Source organism: Pseudomonas sp. 44 R 15 (assembly GCF_900004965.1).
Lineage (GTDB): Bacteria > Pseudomonadota > Gammaproteobacteria > Pseudomonadales > Pseudomonadaceae > Aquipseudomonas > Aquipseudomonas orientalis_A.
This window is the reverse complement of sequence record NZ_CVTU01000092.1, coordinates 17,127-33,762: the sequence shown is the minus strand read 5'-3', so window position 1 is coordinate 33,762 and position 16,636 is coordinate 17,127. Positions and strand designations below refer to the sequence as shown.

The following is a 16,636-nucleotide window of genomic DNA, read 5'->3' as shown; positions in this document are numbered from 1 at the left end:
TCTTGAGAGAATTGCTGCATGAACGTGGCTGTCTCGCTCTCAGAGCGCAGTTTGAGCTGGAGACGCCTGTTGCAGGTTGCGGTGCTATGCCTGCTCGCTCCACAGGCCTGGGCTCAAACGCCCAGTTTGGCCGAGCAGCGCGCCCAGACGGTCACCCAGGTCGTGCTGGGGATTCTCAGTTATGCCCGTTGGCCGGTGGAGCCTGTGCAACTGCGCTTGTGCATCGTCGGGCCCACCCAGTACACCGACGACCTGATCAAGGGCACTACCCAGGCCACCGGCCGACCGGTGGCAGTGCGACGCTTGCTGGCCAACCATCCGGACATCGTCAGTGCCTGCGACGCCGTCTACATCGGCAAACTCAGTGCTGACGAACGCACCGCGTTGTTTGCTTCATTGATCGGCCATCCGGTGCTCAGCATCAGCGAAGGCGGCGACCAATGCACCGTGGGCAGCCTGTTCTGCCTGCGGGTGAGTGATGCGCAAGTGTCGTTTGAGGTGAACCTGGATTCCGTTGCCCGCAGTGGCGTACGCATTCACCCCAGCGTGCTGCAACTGTCGCGCCGTCGAGCGCCGACGCCATGAGGCCGGCCAAGACGCGACCGACCCTGAGGTCGGTCATCGGCAGAGGGCACATGATCCTGGCCCTGGTGGCGGTGGCGCTGGCCAGTGTGTCCCTGACCCTGCTCGGCGTGCTGGCGCTGCGGGTGTACGCCGAACACAACCTGCACTTGATCGCACGCTCGATCAATTACACCGTGGAAGCGGCTGTGGTGTTCGACGACAGCGCCGCCGCCACTGAAGCCTTGAGCCTGATCGCTTCGACCGAAGAGGTGGCCCAGGCCGAAGTCTTTGATGCCAGTGGCAAGCTGCTGGCGCAGTGGGTGCGGCCAAACAATGGGATGTTGTCGCGGGTTGAACTCGAACTGGCGCATGCCTTGCTCGAGCAACCGATCAGTCAGCCGATCCTTCACCAGGGCCAAACGGTCGGCAGTATCCACCTGACCGGTCATGGCGGCAGCCTGTTGCGCTTCCTGCTCAGCGGCCTGGCGGGCATTGTGATCTGTACCGCGCTCAGTGCCTGGGTGGCGCTGCACCTGGCGCGGCGTCTGTTGAATGGCATCACCGGGCCTCTGCAAAGCCTTGCCGCCGTGGCCCACGCCGCCCGCAGCGAGCGCGACTTCGACCGCCGCGTGCCCCCGGCCCAGATCGCCGAACTCGACAGCCTGGGCAGCGACTTCAATGCCCTGTTGGGCGAAATGGAGGCCTGGCAAAGTCATCTGCAAAGCGAAAACGAAACCCTCGCGCACCAGGCCAGCCACGACAGCCTCACCGGCCTGCCCAACCGTGCATTCTTCGAAGGCCGGTTGATTCGAGCCTTGCGCAGCGCCGCCAAGGTCAACGAACGGGTAGGCGTGCTGTTTCTCGACAGCGATCGTTTCAAAGACATCAACGACAACTTCGGCCACGCCGCCGGCGATGCCGTACTGGTGGCCGTTGCCGAGCGCGTGCGCGCACAGCTGCGCGAAGATGACCTGGTGGCCCGCCTGGGCGGCGACGAATTCGCCGTCCTGCTGGCGCCGCTGAACAAAATCGAAGATGCGCAACGCATTGCCGACAAGATCATTGCCAGCATGGACCAACCGATCCCGCTGCCCGGCAACACCCAGGTCTTGACCTCCCTCAGTATCGGCATCGCCATTTATCCGGATCATGGCGCCACGCCGGGCACCCTGCTCAATGCCGCCGATGTGGCGATGTACCAAGCCAAACGGCTGTCTTCGGGCAGTCAGCAAACGGCGGAGCCTGTGCACTCTGTCGTCAATGTCCAGCACAGGAGTTAATCCCTTGTTCTCTCACCCTCGCGTTCTATTTATCAGCTTGCTTCTCGCCTGCCTGGCCCTCGGCGGCTGCCAGACCCCGCCGCCCAAAGGCCTGAGCCCGGCACAAGTGGCCGTGCTCAAGCAGCAGGGTTTCGAGCTGACGGACGAAGGCTGGGCCTTCGGCTTGTCTGGCAAAGTGCTGTTTGGCAGCGACGTCGAAACCCTCAACAAGCCCAGCACCGACATCGTCGAGCGCATCGGCAAGGCCCTGGTGGGCGCAGGCATCGAACGCGTACGCGTCGACGGCCACACCGACGCGTCGGGCAAGGAACTCTACAACCAGGCCTTGTCCCTGCGCCGTGCTGAAAGTGTGGGCAAAGTGCTGAGCAGCGTGGGCATGAAACAACAAAACATCCAACTGCGCGGCCTGGGCAGCAGCGAGCCGGTGGCGGAAAATACAACGGCGGCGGGGCGCACCGAAAATCGACGCGTGTCGATTGTAGTCATCGCGGACTAAGGCCCTTCACCCGCCTCAACTTGAAATACGATCCAATGTGGGAGGGGGCTTGCCCCCGATAGCAGTGTGTCAGCCCATAGATTTGGTAACTGACACTCCGCCATCGGGGGCAAGTCGAATCGTCGCACCGCCCCTCCCACAGTTGTCCGCGCGGCGCATTCAGTCTGCAAAGCGCATCTCCCGCGTCTCCCCCATCAACAACCCCTGATTCTGCTCCGTCACCTCCCGGATGTAGTCCCACAACAGCGTAATCCGCTTCAACTTCCTCAAATCCTCCCGGCAATACATCCAGAACTGCCGCGTAAGCGCAATCTGCTCCCCCAGCACCGGCAGCAGTCGCGGGTCCTGCGCCGCCAAAAAGCACGGCAATATCGCCATCGACCGGCCCTGCTGCGCCGCGACGTACTGTGCAATCACACTGGTACTGCGCAGGCTGGCGCTGGCGCCCGGTACTACGTTCGCCAGGTACAGCAACTCCGAGCTGAACGCCAGGTCATCCACGTAGCTGATAAACGGATGCTCGGCCAGATCCGTCGGGCGTTGGATCGGCGGGTGTTGGTCGAGGTAGTCCTGTGTGGCGTACAGCTGCAGTTTGTAATCGCACAGTTTGCAGCACACGTACGGGCCGTGTTCCGGGCGTTCCAGGGCGATGACGATGTCGGCTTCGCGCTTGGACAGGCTGATGAAGTGCGGCAGGGGCAGGATGTCCACCGAGATCGCCGGATAAGTATCGACGAAGTGGCTCAGTTGTGGGGTGACGAAGAAGCTGCCGAAGCCCTCGGTACAGCCCATGCGCACATGGCCGGACAGCGCCACGCCGGAGCCGGAGACTTGTTCGCACGCCATGTGCAGAGTGCTTTCGATGGATTCGGCGTAACCCAGCAAACGCTGGCCCTCGGCGGTCAGGACAAAACCGTTGGTCCGGGATTTTTCGAACAGCAGGGTGCCGAGCGACACTTCCAGCGAGCTGATGCGCCGCGACACCGTGGTGTAGTCAACCGCCAGGCGCTTGGCAGCGACACTGGCCTTGCGGGTGCGGGCCACTTCGAGAAAAAACTTCAGGTCATCCCAGTTCAGGGAGCCCAGTGATGTGATGTTTTTTTGCATATTGGACCGGCTTTTATGTGCGTTCTTATTAGAGATTTGCACATCTATACTCCAAAAACAGTCCGAACGCCTCCTTCTTCAAGGCGATTCACTCTCTGCATAACAACAAGATCCGGAGACCCTCATGAACGCATCTGCCGATATTTCCGTACAACAGGTCAAGTTGCTGATCAACGGCGAGTGGGTCGAGTCCAAGACCACCGAATGGCAAGACATCGTCAACCCGGCTACCCAGCAAGTGCTGGCCAAAGTCCCGTTCGCCACGGCCGATGAGGTCAACGCGGCCATCGATGCGGCCCATCGCGCCTTCCAGACCTGGAAGCTAACGCCGATCGGCGCGCGCATGCGCATCATGCTCAAGCTGCAAGCCTTGATCCGCGAACATTCCAAGCGTATTGCCGTGGTCCTCAGCAACGAGCAGGGCAAGACCATTGCCGATGCCGAGGGCGATATTTTCCGTGGCCTGGAAGTGGTGGAGCACGCCTGTTCCATCGGCACCCTGCAAATGGGCGAATTCGCTGAAAACGTCGCTGGTGGCGTCGATACCTACACGCTGCGCCAACCCATCGGCGTGTGCGCCGGTATCACTCCGTTCAACTTCCCGGCGATGATTCCGCTGTGGATGTTCCCGATGGCCATTGCGTGCGGGAATACCTTCGTCCTGAAACCGTCTGAGCAAGACCCGCTGTCGACCATGCTGCTGGTGGAGCTGGCGCTGGAAGCCGGTGTCCCTGCTGGCGTGCTTAACGTGGTGCACGGCGGCAAGGACGTGGTGGATGCGCTGTGCACCCATAAAGACATCAAGGCCGTGTCCTTCGTCGGCTCGACCGCCGTGGGCACCCACGTCTATGACCTGGCCGGCAAACACGGCAAGCGCGTGCAATCGATGATGGGCGCCAAGAACCACGCGGTGGTGCTGCCGGACGCCAACCGCGAACACACCCTCAATGCCCTGGTCGGTGCCGGTTTCGGCGCGGCGGGCCAACGTTGCATGGCCACCTCGGTGGTGGTGCTGGTGGGCGCGTCCAAGCAATGGCTGCCGGACCTCAAGGCGCTGGCGCAAAAGCTCAAGGTCAACGCCGGCAGCGAGGCGGGTACGGATGTCGGCCCGGTGATCTCCAAGCGCGCCAAGGCACGTATCCTGGAGCTGATCGAAAGCGGCGTGAAAGAAGGCGCCAGGCTGGAGCTGGACGGCCGCGACATCAAGGTTCCGGGCTTCGAGCAAGGCAACTTTGTCGGCCCGACCCTGTTCTCGGGCGTGACCACCGACATGCGCATTTACACCGAAGAAATCTTCGGCCCGGTGCTGGTGGTGCTGGAGGTCGACACCCTCGATCAAGCCATTGCGCTAGTCAACGCCAACCCGTTCGGCAACGGCACCGGCCTGTTCACCCAGAGCGGCGCGGCGGCGCGTAAGTTCCAGAGTGAAATCGATGTAGGCCAGGTCGGCATCAACATTCCGATCCCGGTGCCGGTGCCGTTTTTCAGCTTCACCGGCTCCCGTGGTTCCAAGCTGGGTGACCTGGGCCCGTACGGCAAGCAGGTGGTGCAGTTCTACACCCAGACCAAGACCGTCACCAGCCGCTGGTTCGATGACGACACGGTCAACGATGGCGTCAACACCACCATCAACCTGCGCTGAGACCTGGGAGACGACCATGAAGATTGCATTTATCGGCCTGGGCAACATGGGCGCGCCCATGGCCCGCAACCTGATCAAGGCCGGGCACGCGCTGAACCTGTTTGACCTGAACCAGACCGTGCTCAAGGAACTGGCCGAGTTGGGCGGTCACATCAGCGACTCCCCGCGTGACGCGGCCCAGGGCGCTGAACTGGTGATCACCATGCTGCCGGCCGCCGCCCATGTGCGCAGTGTGTGGCTGAATGAAGACGGTGTGCTCGCCGGCATCGGCAGCGGCATTCCCGCCGTGGATTGCAGCACCATCGACCCGCAGACCGCCCGCGATGTCGCCGCTGCCGCCGCCCGGCAAGGCGTGGTGATGGCTGACGCTCCGGTGTCCGGCGGCACCGGCGGGGCGCAAGCCGGCACGCTGACCTTCATGGTCGGCGCCACGCCTGAACTGTTCGCCACCCTGCAACCGGTACTGGCGCAGATGGGCCGCAACATCGTGCACTGCGGCGAGGTGGGCACCGGGCAAATCGCCAAGATCTGCAACAACCTGCTGCTGGGCATCAGCATGGTCGGCGTCAGTGAGGCGATGGCCCTGGGCGATGCACTGGGCATCGACACGCAGGTGCTGGCCGGCATCATCAACAGCTCGACCGGGCGCTGCTGGAGTTCGGACACCTACAATCCATGGCCGGGCGTGATTGAAACTGCGCCGTCGTCGCGCGGTTACACCGGCGGTTTTGGCGCCGACCTGATGCTCAAGGACCTGGGCCTGGCCACCGAAGCGGCGCGCCAGGCAAAACAGCCGGTGATCCTCGGTGCGGTGGCCCAGCAGTTGTATCAATCGATGAGCCAGCGTGGGGAAGGGGGTAAGGACTTTTCGGCGATCATTAACAGCTATCGCAAGCCTGAATGATGGGGTGAGTGGAGTTGAGGCAATAAGGTCTACTGTAGGAGCGAGCTTGCTCGCGAAGAACTCACAGACGCCGCGTGCATCCAGGAAACACGCGTTATCGTTGACGTATTTCGCGAGCAAGCTCGCTCCTACAAACGATGTCGGGCGAGCCCGTTCACCGTAGGAAAGCCGCTTGCTGTAGAGATGGCTCAAGCAAACACAAAATACTTACGCACCGTCTCCACCACCTCCCACGTCCCCTTCATCCCGGGCTCCACCACAAAGATATCCCCAGCCCGCAGGTGAATCGGCTCCAAGCCTTCCGGCGTGATGATGCAATAGCCTTCCTGGAAGTGGCAGTACTCCCATTTCACGTAGTCCACGTACCACTTGCCCGGCGTGCAGATCCAGGTGCCCATGATCTTGCTGCCGTCTTCGCTGGTGTAGGCGTTGAGGTTGACGGTGTGCGGGTCGCCTTCGAGCTTTTCCCATTTGCAGGCATCCAGGACCGGCAAGGGATGGGTGTCGCGCAGTACGGTGATGGGCTTGGACATGATGACTCCGAGGCAAGGGAATAAGAGTCGAACCCTATAGCGTCGCAGCGGGGGCTGATGGTCTGGACTCGACATCGGTATGCCCAGAAGCGCAGCCTAATACGAAGCGCGGTCAATGTGGGAGGGGGCTTGCCACCGATGGCGGCGTGTCAGCCAACTTCTGATTGACTGGCCCACTGCTATCGGGGGCAAGCCCCCTCCCACATTGATTGCCGGTGGCATCGCCACTGTGTTCAGAGGCGGTTCTGCGCGTAAATCAGCGACTTTCTCGCAGTAACTGCGAAAGAACTCCCCGTTCACGCCAGAATTCGCAAGAAAATTCACGTCCGGCCCTCGTATCATTCACCCAGGAATGAGTGAGAGCCGTGAAATGAACCCAATAAAAACGTGGTGGGATATCAGCCCGCCCTTGAGTGCGGCGACCCCGACCTGGCCGGGCGATACGCCGTTCCAGGAAGAGCGCGTGTGGCAGTTCGGGCCGCAGTGCCCGGTGAATGTGGGGCGTGTGACGCTGTCGCCGCACACCGGCGCCCATGTGGATGCGCCGCTGCATTACAGCGCCGATGGCGCGCCGATTGGCGAGGTGTCGTTGGACGTGTACATGGGCCCGTGCCGAGTGTTGCACTGCCTGGGCAGTGGTGCCCTGGTGCAACCGCATCAACTGCAGGGGCGTGTGGATAACCTGCCCGAACGCGTGCTGCTGCGCACTTATCCACAAGCCCCCCTGACGCAATGGGATTCAGACTTCACGGCCATCGCCCCGCAAACCATCGAGTTGCTGGCCGGCCTCGGCGTGCGCCTGATCGGGATCGACACGCCCTCCCTGGACCCGCAACAGTCCAAGACCATGGACTCGCACAACGCCGTGGCGCGCCATGGCATGGCGATCCTCGAAGGCATCGTGCTCGACGACGTACCGGAGGGCGACTATGAACTGATCGCGCTGCCGCTGCGTTTCGCCAACCTGGACGCCAGCCCGGTCCGCGCAATCCTGCGCCCGCTTTTGGAGCCCACGCGATGAGCCAGTGTCCCTTTTCTCCAGAATATAAGCCTGCCGATTACCGCCCCCCGGAGGAATGGCACAACGCCGAACTGAATTTTTCCGAGTCCATGAGCTACGGCGATTACCTGGACCTGGGCAAAGTCCTCAGCGCCCAGCACCCGCTGTCACCGGACCACAACGAAATGCTCTTCATCATCCAGCACCAGACCTCTGAGCTGTGGATGAAACTGATGCTGCACGAACTCAAGGCGGCCCGCGACCATGTGCGCCTCGGTGAGTTGCCGCCGGCGTTCAAGATGCTGGCGCGGGTCTCGCGGATCTTCGATCAACTGGTGCACGCCTGGGCGGTGCTGGCGACCATGACGCCGTCGGAGTACAAGGCGATCCGCCCGTTCCTGGGGCAGTCGTCGGGGTTCCAGTCGTTCCAGTACCGCGAGATCGAATTCATTCTCGGCAACAAGAGCCCGGCGCTGCTGCGGCCCCACGCCCATCGCCCGGAGTTGCTGCAGCAATTGCAGGTGGCGATTGCCACGCCGTCGTTGTATGACGAGGCGGTAAACCTGATGGTCAAGGCGGGGCTGGCGATTGATCCCCAGCGCGCCGAACGCGACCCAACGGCGGCAACGGTGCACGATGAGTCGGTAGAAGCGGCCTGGCGCGAGGTGTATCGCGACCCGAGTCGTTACTGGGATTTGTATCAATTGGCCGAGAAGTTTATCGACCTGGAAGATTCATTCCGCCAGTGGCGCTTCCGGCATGTCACCACGGTGGAGCGCATCATCGGCTTCCAACCGGGTACCGGCGGCACGGAAGGTGTGGGTTACCTGCGCAAGATGCTCGACACGGTGCTGTTCCCCGAACTGTGGCGAGTGCGTTCCACGCTCTAAACAAAAGCCCCGGATTACCGGGGCTGATCGTTCCCACGCTCTGCGTGGGAATGTAGCTTTGGACGCTCTGCGTCCGCTTCCAGAGTCGCGACGCGGAGCGTCACAGGATGCATTCCCACGCGGAGCGTGGGAACGATCAACATTAGCCATATCAGTGGCTGACACACTGCAATCGGGGGCAAGCCCCCTCCCACATGGGTTACTGCGCTGTCACGACCTTCGCGTTTCGGACTCGCAACCGATACGCCACATAGATAATCCCCACCCACACCGGCATCGCATACACCGACTCACGAATATCCGGGATCGCCAGCATCACGCTGATGATCACCAGCATGAACGCCAGGCACAGGTAGTTGCTGAACGGGAACCAGAAGGTCTTGAATGACGGCGTCACGCCTTGCTCGCCCATGGCCTTGCGGAACTTGATGTGGGTGATGCTGATCAGCGCCCAGTTGATCATCAGCGAGGCAACCACCAATGCGAACAGCAATTCCAGGGCACTCTTCGGCGCAACGTAGTTGACCACCACGCACAGCAGGGTCACCAGCGCCGAAATCGCCAGCGCCCGCAACGGCACGCCTTGCTTGTTGAGCTTCATCAACGCCTTGGGTGCGTCGCCTTGCTCGGCCAGGCCGAACAGCATGCGGCTGTTGCAGTACACGCCGCTGTTGTAGACCGACAGCGCCGCGGTCAGCACCACGAAGTTGAGGATGTGCGCAGCGGTGTCATTGCCGATCAGCGAGAAAATCTGCACGAACGGGCTACCGCTGTAGGGATCGCCCGACGCGCCGAGGGTTTGCAGCAGTTGATCCCACGGGTACAGCGACAGCAGCACGGCGAGGGCGCCGACGTAGAAAATCAGGATCCGGTACACCACCTGGTTGATCGCCTTCGGGATCACCTTGCGCGGCTCGCTGGCCTCGGCGGCGGTGATGCCGACCAGCTCCAGGCCACCGAACGAGAACATGATGAACGCCATCGACATCAACAGCCCCATGCCACCGTTCGGGAAGAAACCGCCGTGGCTCCACAGGTTGCTGACCGACGCCTGTGGGCCGCCGGTACCGCTGAACAGCAGGTAGCAGCCGAGCACGATCATGCCGACAATCGCCACCACTTTGATGATCGCGAACCAGAACTCGGCTTCACCGAAGAACTTCACGTTCAGGGTGTTGATCAGGTTGACCGCGACGAAGAACACCAGCGCGCTGACCCAGGTCGGGACTTCCGGCCACCAGAACTGGATGTATTTGCCCACGGCCGTCAGTTCGGCCATGCCCACCAACACATACAGCACCCAGTAGTTCCAGCCGGCGAGAAAACCCGCGTAACCGCTCCAGTATTTATGCGCAAAGTGGCTGAAGGAGCCGGCCACCGGCTCTTCGACGATCATCTCGCCGAGCTGGCGCATGATCAGGAAGGCGATGAAACCGGCTATCGCGTAACCCAGGATCATCGACGGCCCTGCCGACTTGAGCACCCCGGCCGAGCCGAGGAACAGCCCCGTGCCAATCGCCCCTCCCAAGGCAATCAGTTGAATGTGCCGGTTCTTCAGGCCGCGCTTGAGGCCCACCGGGTTTACCATGTCATCCGCCATTAACGTTCCCTTCATACTTGTTTTTCTTAAGGGTGAGTGCAGGCGCATCAGCCCCTCAGAAGTGCTGAGGGGCAGATATTACTCTGCGTAAACTTTTCGTAATACAGCTGGACGCCATCAAGTGCCTGATCCGTGACCACCCGGACCAACCTCAGTGACGATCCGCAGCGGGCCCACGCGTTTGGCGGGCAGGGGCTATTTGCGCAGGACCAGATCCAGCACCTCATCCCGATCCTTGATTTTCTGCAGCACAATCTCCGAACGTATATCCACGACCCCCGCCGTGCGGTTGAGTTGGTTCACGATAAAGTCCGAAAAATGCTTGAGGTTGCGCGCCTGGACCCGCAGCACATAGTTGCTGGCGCCGGTGACCACATAGGCACTGGCCACCTCCGGCCAGCCCTGCACTTTCTCGATGAAGGTCTCATGCCAATCTTCCACATCCTGGCGCAAGGACAGGTGCACGATGGCCTCAAGCTCAATGCCCAGCTGCTCGGCATTGAGTACCGCCCGATAGCCGCTGACCACGCCTTCGCTTTCCAGCAGGCGCAGACGGCGCAGGCAGGCCGAGGGTGACAGCGCGACTTTTTCCGCCAGTTCCTGGTTGCTGATACGGCCATCCTGTTGCAGGAAATGCAGGAGGCGCAGGTCGGTGGCGTCAAGAATCATGGTTTGAATAAATCCGCGTTTTTGGAAGTTAAATTCGAATTTCCTACAGCTTAAATAGCGCTTCACCTACCACTTTGCACGAAAATTCTCTAAAGCTTCGTTCATTATTTGGTCCATCTTCTCTTATAAAAACCAGGACAGACCATGACCACCCGAAGCCATTGCCAAGCCCTCGACGTCCAGGACCCGCTGGCGCCTTTGCGCGATCAGTTCGCCTTGCCGGCGGGCGTCATCTACCTCGACGGTAATTCCCTCGGCGCGCGTCCGCTGGCCTCGCTGGCGCGGGCGCAACAGGTGATCGCCGAGGAATGGGGCAACGGCCTGATTCGCAGTTGGAACAGTGCCGGATGGGCGGACCTGTCCCTGCGCCTGGGCAATCGCCTGGCACCGCTGATCGGCGCCGGCGAGGGCGAAGTGGCGGTGACCGATACCACGTCCATCAACCTGTTCAAGGTGCTCAGCGCGGCGCTGAGCGTACAGCGCGAGCGTGCGCCGGCGCGCAAGGTGATCGTCAGCGAAGCGAGCAATTTTCCCACCGACCTGTACATCGCCGAGGGCCTCGCCGAGCTGCTGCAACAGGGTTATGTGCTGCGCCTGGTCAACAGCCCGGACGAACTGCCCCGCGCCATCGACCAGGATGTGGCGGTGGTGATGCTCACCCACGTCAACTACAAGAGCGGCTCTATGTATGACATGCATGCGCTCACCGCCTTGAGCCATGAGTGCGGCGCGTTGAGCCTATGGGACCTGGCGCATTCGGCCGGTGCGGTGCCCATCGACCTGCACGCGGCCGGGGCCGATTATGCGATTGGCTGCACCTACAAATACCTCAATGGCGGCCCGGGCTCCCAGGCGTTCGTGTGGGTCAACCCCGCGTTGGTGGACCTGGTGCGCCAGCCGCTGTCGGGCTGGTTCGGGCATACCCGTCAGTTTGCGATGGAGTCCAACTACGCGCCGAGTGCCGGCATCGCCCGCTACCTGTGCGGCACCCAGCCGATCACCTCGCTGGCCATGGTGGAATGCGGGCTGGAGATATTTGAACAGACGGACATGGCCAGCCTGCGCAGCAAATCCCTGGCGTTGACCGATTTGTTTATCGAGCGGGTCGAGGCACGCTGCGCCGTTCATGGCTTGAAGCTGATCACCCCGCGTGAACACGCCAGGCGCGGCAGTCATGTGAGTTTCGAACACCCTCAAGGGTATGCGGTGATACAGGCGCTGATCGCCCGGGGCGTGATCGGTGACTACCGTGAGCCGCACATCATGCGATTCGGTTTTACCCCGCTGTACACACGCTTTACCGACGTGTGGGATGCGGTGGAAATCCTCGGTGACATTCTCGACAACACCACCTGGGACCAGGCGAAATTCAAGGTGCGCAACAGCGTGACCTAAGAGCTTAAGCGTACCCCGCCCTCTGTAGGAGCGAGCTTGCTCGCGAAAAACTCACAGGCACCGTGTTCATTCAGGAAGCACGCGTTATCGTTGACATTTTTCGCGAGCAAGCTCGCTCCTACAGCGGGCCAGGTACGCTTGACTGACTGGCATCAGGACTTGCCATCTGTGACAACAGCAGCAATCACAATAATAAAGGGGGCACGCCACGTGACCACGCCAGACAACGGCTTTGCAGAAATCACCCACCGCGAACTGGGCCTTAGGCGCCAGCTCACATCCGGGCAAATGAGCATGATCGCCATCGGCGGCGCCATTGGTACCGGGCTGTTCATGGGCAGCGCCTACGCGATTGGCTATGCCGGGCCCAGCGTATTGCTCAGCTACGCCATCGGTGCGGTGATTACCTTGATCCTGATGGGGTGCCTGGCGGAGATGACGGTGGCCCATTCCACCTCCGGCTCTTTTGGCGCCTACGCCGAGTTTTATATTGGCCCGCTGGCCGGGTTCCTGGTGCGTTATGCCTATTGGGCGGCGATTGTGCTGGCAGTCGGCGCCGAAGTGACGGCGGTGGCGATGTACATGAAGTACTGGTTCACCAACGTGCCGGAATGGGTATGGATCGTGTCGTTCTCCAGCGTGTTGATCCTGCTCAATGCGATCAGCGTGAAGACCTTTGGCAACTTCGAATACTGGTTCTCCACCATCAAAATCAGCGCGATCGTCGGCTTCATCATCCTGGCGGTGTACGTGGTGTTCGGCTCCGGCAACCCGGAATATGGCGTGCAGAACTACACGGCCCATGAGGGGTTTTTCCCCCATGGGTTGAGCGGTATGTGGATCGCGGTAATCGTGTCGATCTTCAGCTATCTGAGTGTGGAGATGATCGCGGTGGCTGCCGGTGAAGCGGCCGACCCGGAGCGAGCGGTGAAGAAAGCCTTTCGCGCGACTCTCGTGCGCCTGGTGGTGTTCTACCTGCTGACCCTGGCCCTGATGCTGGCCATCGTGCCGTGGAACCAGGCGGGTCAGGCCCAGAGCCCGTTCGTCACAGTGATGCAGACCATCGGCATTCCCGGCGCCACCGGGGTGATGAATTTCGTGATTCTGGTCGCGGCGCTGTCGGCGATGAACAGCCAGCTCTACATCACCACGCGCATGATGTTCAGCCTGTCCCGCGCAGGGTTTGCGCCCAGGTCCATGGGCGCGTTGAGCAACAGCGGTATCCCGCTCAATGCCTTGCTGCTGTCCAGCTCCGGTATCGCATTGGCGACCCTGCTCAATGTGCTGTACCCGGACAGTTCGTTCACGCTGATGATGGCGATCTCGATGTTCGGGGCGATCTTCACCTGGTTCATGATCTTCCTCACGCACCTGTTTTTCCGGCGCTACCGCAAACGCCACGGCGGGCCGAAGCTGTCCTTCGAGCTGCGCCTGTATCCCTACAGCACCTTGCTGGGGCTGGTACTGATGGGGGCGGTGATGATCACCACGTATTTCACCGAGGCGTTCAGGATGACCCTGGTGTTTGGCGTGCCGTTCCTGCTGATCCTGAGCGCGGTGTATTACGGGTTTTTCCGCAAGGGCAGGGCCAGGGCATCGAACAAGGCCCTGGTATGACACCGGCTGGTGTTCGAACGACAGCAGTTGACGGCATACTCCCGGCATGATGACTTTCCTGACGTTCTATCAAAACCTCGGCCCGGCCCTGACGCTGTTGGTTGTCGGCACGTTCCTGCTGGCCGGTACGGTCAAGGGGGTGATTGGCCTTGGCCTGCCCACGGTGGCCATGGGCATGCTCGGCCTGGCTATGCTGCCGGCGCAGGCTGCGGCGTTACTGATCATTCCGTCGACAGTCACCAACCTCTGGCAACTGGCGTTGGGTGGTCACCTGAGTACCTTGCTCAAGCGCCTGTGGCCGATGTTGCTGCTGGTTGTCCTCGGTGCCGGGCTGGGCACGCTGTGGCTGGGCCTGGACGGCGGGCCGTGGGTGGTACGCGCGTTGGGCGCGGCGTTACTGGTGTATGCGCTGAGTGGATTATTCCTGCCGACCTTCAAGGTGCAACCCCGAACCGAGCGCTGGCTGGGCCCGCTGTGCGGGCTGGTCACGGGCGTCATCACGGCGGCCACCGGCGTGTTCGTGATTCCTGCGGTGCCGTACCTGCAGGCGCTAGGGTTGAGCCGCGATCAGTTGGTGCAGGCGCTGGGGCTGTCGTTCAGCGTCTCGACCCTGGCGCTGGCCGGCGGCCTCGCCTGGCGCGGCGCGCTCGGTGGCGGTGAAATCAGTGCATCGTTGTTGGCGCTGGTGCCGGCGTTACTGGGGATGTGGTTGGGCCAGGTGGTGCGCCAGCGCATCAGTGCGCTGTGGTTCAAGCGCGGATTTTTCAGTGGTATGGCGCTATTGGGAGGCCATTTGTTGCTCAGTGGTCAATAATGAGCCCGAGCCGATAACCAGGACAGCCCGTGAAAGCCCGATCCGATGAACTACAGATTTTTGTCAGCGTGATCGAGTGCGGCTCGATTTCCGCCGCCGCCGAGCAGGTCGGCCAGACGCCGTCGGCGGTCAGCCGCACCTTGTCGCGCCTGGAGGCCAAGCTCGATACCACCCTGATCAACCGCACCACGCGGCGCATGGACTTGACCGAGGAGGGCCGGTACTTCTTCGAGCAGGCCAAGGTGATCCTGGCGCAAATGCAAGAGCTGGAAGAGCGTCTGTCGTCACGCCAGCAAAAACCGGCCGGGCGGCTGCGCATCAATGCGGCGGTGCCGTTCATGCTGCACGGGATCATGCCGTACATCGGCGAGTTTCGTGGCCTGTACCCGGATATCCAATTGGAGCTCAACAGCGACGACGTGATCATCGACCTGCTGGAGCAAAGCACCGACATTGCCATTCGTATCGGCACCCTGGCCGACTCCACCCTGCATGCCCGCGCCCTGGGCAGCACGCCGCTGCATATCCTGGCCAGCGCCGCATACCTCAAGCAATACGGCACGCCGACCACCGTCGCCGAGTTGGCCGGGCATACGTTGCTGGGGTTCACCCACACCGACACCCTCAACCATTGGCCGCTGCGCCATGCCGAAGGTGACCGCTGGCTGATCCAGCCGGGCATTGCCGCCTCCAGCGGTGAAACCGTGCGCCACCTGGCATTGGAGGGGCAGGGCATTTGCTGTCTGTCCAACTTCATGACCCACAAAGACATCGATGCCGGGCGCCTGGTGCCACTGCTGGACACCTTCAACAGTGGCTACCGCCAGCCGATCCATGCGGTGTACTACCGCAACTCCCAACTGGCGTTGCGTATCCAGTGCTTCCTGGACTTTATCCAGGCCAAGTTGGCGCGTTATGCCCGCTGATTCGTGACTGCCGCGCAAGAGTGAATTGGCCGGCACGGGGTTATTCGACGCCGGGGGCTGCTGGATACTGGGCTCATCACTTACCCAGTCAGGAGCACTCTCCATGAATGTATTCGTTACCGGCGCAGCCGGTTTTATCGGCGGTTCCATCGCCACCGGCCTGGTCAAGGCCGGGCACGCCGTCACTGGCCTGGTGCGCAGCGCCGAGCAAGCTACTGAAATGACGGCACTGGGCATCACCCCAGTAATCGGCACCCTAGATGACGCGGCGGTCTTGACCGCACAGGCGCAGCAAGCCGATGCGGTGATCAACGCCGCCAGCAGCGACCATCGCGCCGGCGTCGAAACCCTGCTGGCTGCCTTGAAAGGCTCCAACAAGCCGTTCCTGCACACCAGCGGTTCGAGCATTGTCGGCGACGCGTCGGGCGGCAAGGCCAGTGATGTCATTTACTTCGAAGACAATCTGCCGCAGCCGACCGCCGACAAGGCCCCTCGGGTGGCGATCGATAACCTGATCCTGGCCGCCGCCGGGGAGGGTGTGAATTCGGCCGTGATCTGTAACACCCTGATCTACGGTCACAGCCTGGGCGTGAAACGCGACAGCGTGCAATTGCCGCGCTTGCTCAAGCAGGCTCGCAACAGTGGTGTGGTACGTCATGTGGGGCCGGGGCAGAACATCTGGTCCAATGTGCATATCGAAGACGTGGTCGCGCTGTACCTGCTGGCGCTGACGAACAATGTGCCGGGCACGTTCTACTTCGTGGAAAGCGGCGAAGCGGCCTTTATCGACATGACCACGGCGATTGCCCAGGCGTTGAACCTGGGCGAGCCGCAGGACTGGCCATTGGCCGAGGCTGAGGCCGAGTGGGGTTATGAAATGGCCAACTACGGGCTGGGCTCCAACAGCCGAGTGCGCGGCAAGCATGCCCGGGAACGGCTGGGCTGGGTGCCGACGCGTACGTCGGTGGTGGAGTGGATTCGTCACGAGATGGTGTGATGTTCGCTTGATACCGGGGTGAGGCTATCGGGGGCAAGCCCCCTCCCACATTTGAACTGTGAGTACATTCAAAGTGTGGGAGGGGGCTTGCCCCCGATGGCGGCCTCAGGGCCGACCAGGATGTTGGACCGAGTACATATCCGTTTCTGCGGTCACGGCCACTTAGGGTTCCGCCCTGACGGCGGGTCACTTTGGAAAAGCC

At 61.7% G+C, this 16,636-nt stretch carries 16 protein-coding genes; 12 read left to right on the top strand and 4 right to left on the bottom strand.

Going from position 1 to position 16,636, the window contains the following annotated elements; translation table 11 throughout:
* Window positions 1-18 precede the first annotated feature (18 nt).
* Genes BFP93_RS14720 through BFP93_RS14710 form a run of 3 tightly spaced genes read left to right on the top strand, consistent with a single transcriptional unit; the run spans window position 19 to window position 2,340 of the window.
* Window positions 19-585 carry a YfiR family protein gene (locus tag BFP93_RS14720; RefSeq protein ID WP_065883482.1) on the top strand — a complete coding sequence of 189 codons (567 nt, stop codon included), beginning with the start codon at window positions 19-21 and terminating at the stop codon, window positions 583-585.
* Complete coding sequence (locus tag BFP93_RS14715; protein WP_065883483.1) at window positions 582-1,844, top strand: diguanylate cyclase domain-containing protein; 1,263 nt, start codon at window positions 582-584, stop codon at window positions 1,842-1,844. The genes BFP93_RS14720 and BFP93_RS14715 overlap by 4 nt, the downstream gene beginning before the upstream one ends.
* A gap of 4 nt (window positions 1,845-1,848) precedes the next feature.
* Window positions 1,849-2,340: an OmpA family protein gene (locus BFP93_RS14710; RefSeq protein WP_065893673.1), complete on the top strand. Its 492-nt coding sequence runs from the start codon at window positions 1,849-1,851 to the stop codon at window positions 2,338-2,340.
* A gap of 159 nt (window positions 2,341-2,499) precedes the next feature.
* Here the strand turns inward: BFP93_RS14710 and BFP93_RS14705 are convergent, their stop codons facing one another.
* The gene (locus BFP93_RS14705) at window positions 2,500-3,447 is read right to left on the bottom strand and encodes a LysR family transcriptional regulator (RefSeq protein ID WP_065893672.1); all 948 of its coding nucleotides are present in this window, start codon (window positions 3,445-3,447) and stop codon (window positions 2,500-2,502) included.
* A 124-nt stretch (window positions 3,448-3,571) separates the two neighbouring features.
* Here BFP93_RS14705 and BFP93_RS14700 point away from each other — a divergent pair, with 124 nt between their 5' ends.
* The gene (locus BFP93_RS14700; RefSeq protein WP_065893671.1) at window positions 3,572-5,089 is read left to right on the top strand and encodes a CoA-acylating methylmalonate-semialdehyde dehydrogenase; all 1,518 of its coding nucleotides are present in this window, start codon (window positions 3,572-3,574) and stop codon (window positions 5,087-5,089) included.
* Between the two features lie 16 nt (window positions 5,090-5,105).
* Window positions 5,106-5,993: a 3-hydroxyisobutyrate dehydrogenase gene (gene mmsB / locus BFP93_RS14695; protein ID WP_065893670.1), complete on the top strand. Its 888-nt coding sequence runs from the start codon at window positions 5,106-5,108 to the stop codon at window positions 5,991-5,993.
* Between the two features lie 188 nt (window positions 5,994-6,181).
* Here the strand turns inward: mmsB and BFP93_RS14690 are convergent, their stop codons facing one another.
* The gene (locus BFP93_RS14690) at window positions 6,182-6,526 is read right to left on the bottom strand and encodes a cupin domain-containing protein (RefSeq protein ID WP_010206533.1); all 345 of its coding nucleotides are present in this window, start codon (window positions 6,524-6,526) and stop codon (window positions 6,182-6,184) included.
* Between the two features lie 370 nt (window positions 6,527-6,896).
* Here BFP93_RS14690 and kynB point away from each other — a divergent pair, with 370 nt between their 5' ends.
* Together kynB and kynA are read left to right on the top strand one after the other, a co-directional pair.
* Entirely contained in the window at window positions 6,897-7,547 is a 651-nt protein-coding gene (gene kynB, locus BFP93_RS14685; protein ID WP_065883501.1) for an arylformamidase, read from the top strand.
* The gene (gene kynA / locus BFP93_RS14680; protein ID WP_065893669.1) at window positions 7,544-8,416 is read left to right on the top strand and encodes a tryptophan 2,3-dioxygenase; all 873 of its coding nucleotides are present in this window, start codon (window positions 7,544-7,546) and stop codon (window positions 8,414-8,416) included. The genes kynB and kynA overlap by 4 nt, the downstream gene beginning before the upstream one ends.
* A 199-nt stretch (window positions 8,417-8,615) precedes the next feature.
* On the opposite strand, the gene BFP93_RS14675 is transcribed toward kynA, so the two are convergent.
* A complete protein-coding gene (locus BFP93_RS14675) occupies window positions 8,616-10,016 on the bottom strand; it encodes an amino acid permease (protein ID WP_065893668.1) in 1,401 nt (466 codons plus the stop codon).
* Window positions 10,017-10,211: 195 nt separating this feature from the next.
* Window positions 10,212-10,685: an Lrp/AsnC family transcriptional regulator gene (locus tag BFP93_RS14670; RefSeq protein WP_065883506.1), complete on the bottom strand. Its 474-nt coding sequence runs from the start codon at window positions 10,683-10,685 to the stop codon at window positions 10,212-10,214.
* A 144-nt stretch (window positions 10,686-10,829) separates the two neighbouring features.
* On the opposite strand from BFP93_RS14670, the gene kynU reads away from it, so the two are divergent.
* The 5 genes from kynU to BFP93_RS14645 all read left to right on the top strand — a co-directional run bounded on the left by kynU (window position 10,830) and on the right by BFP93_RS14645 (window position 16,434).
* The gene (gene kynU, locus BFP93_RS14665) at window positions 10,830-12,080 is read left to right on the top strand and encodes a kynureninase (RefSeq protein WP_065893667.1); all 1,251 of its coding nucleotides are present in this window, start codon (window positions 10,830-10,832) and stop codon (window positions 12,078-12,080) included.
* 210 nt (window positions 12,081-12,290) lie between these two features.
* Window positions 12,291-13,697 carry an amino acid permease gene (locus tag BFP93_RS14660; protein WP_065893666.1) on the top strand — a complete coding sequence of 469 codons (1,407 nt, stop codon included), beginning with the start codon at window positions 12,291-12,293 and terminating at the stop codon, window positions 13,695-13,697.
* A gap of 46 nt (window positions 13,698-13,743) precedes the next feature.
* Window positions 13,744-14,511, top strand: coding sequence for a sulfite exporter TauE/SafE family protein (locus BFP93_RS14655; protein WP_065893665.1), 768 nt, complete (start codon window positions 13,744-13,746; stop codon window positions 14,509-14,511).
* 29 nt (window positions 14,512-14,540) lie between these two features.
* Window positions 14,541-15,437: a LysR family transcriptional regulator gene (locus BFP93_RS14650; protein WP_065893664.1), complete on the top strand. Its 897-nt coding sequence runs from the start codon at window positions 14,541-14,543 to the stop codon at window positions 15,435-15,437.
* Between the two features lie 103 nt (window positions 15,438-15,540).
* Window positions 15,541-16,434 (top strand): NAD-dependent epimerase/dehydratase family protein, encoded by an 894-nt coding sequence (locus BFP93_RS14645; protein ID WP_065893663.1) that lies wholly within the window; start codon window positions 15,541-15,543, stop codon window positions 16,432-16,434.
* Window positions 16,435-16,636: the final 202 nt, after the last annotated feature.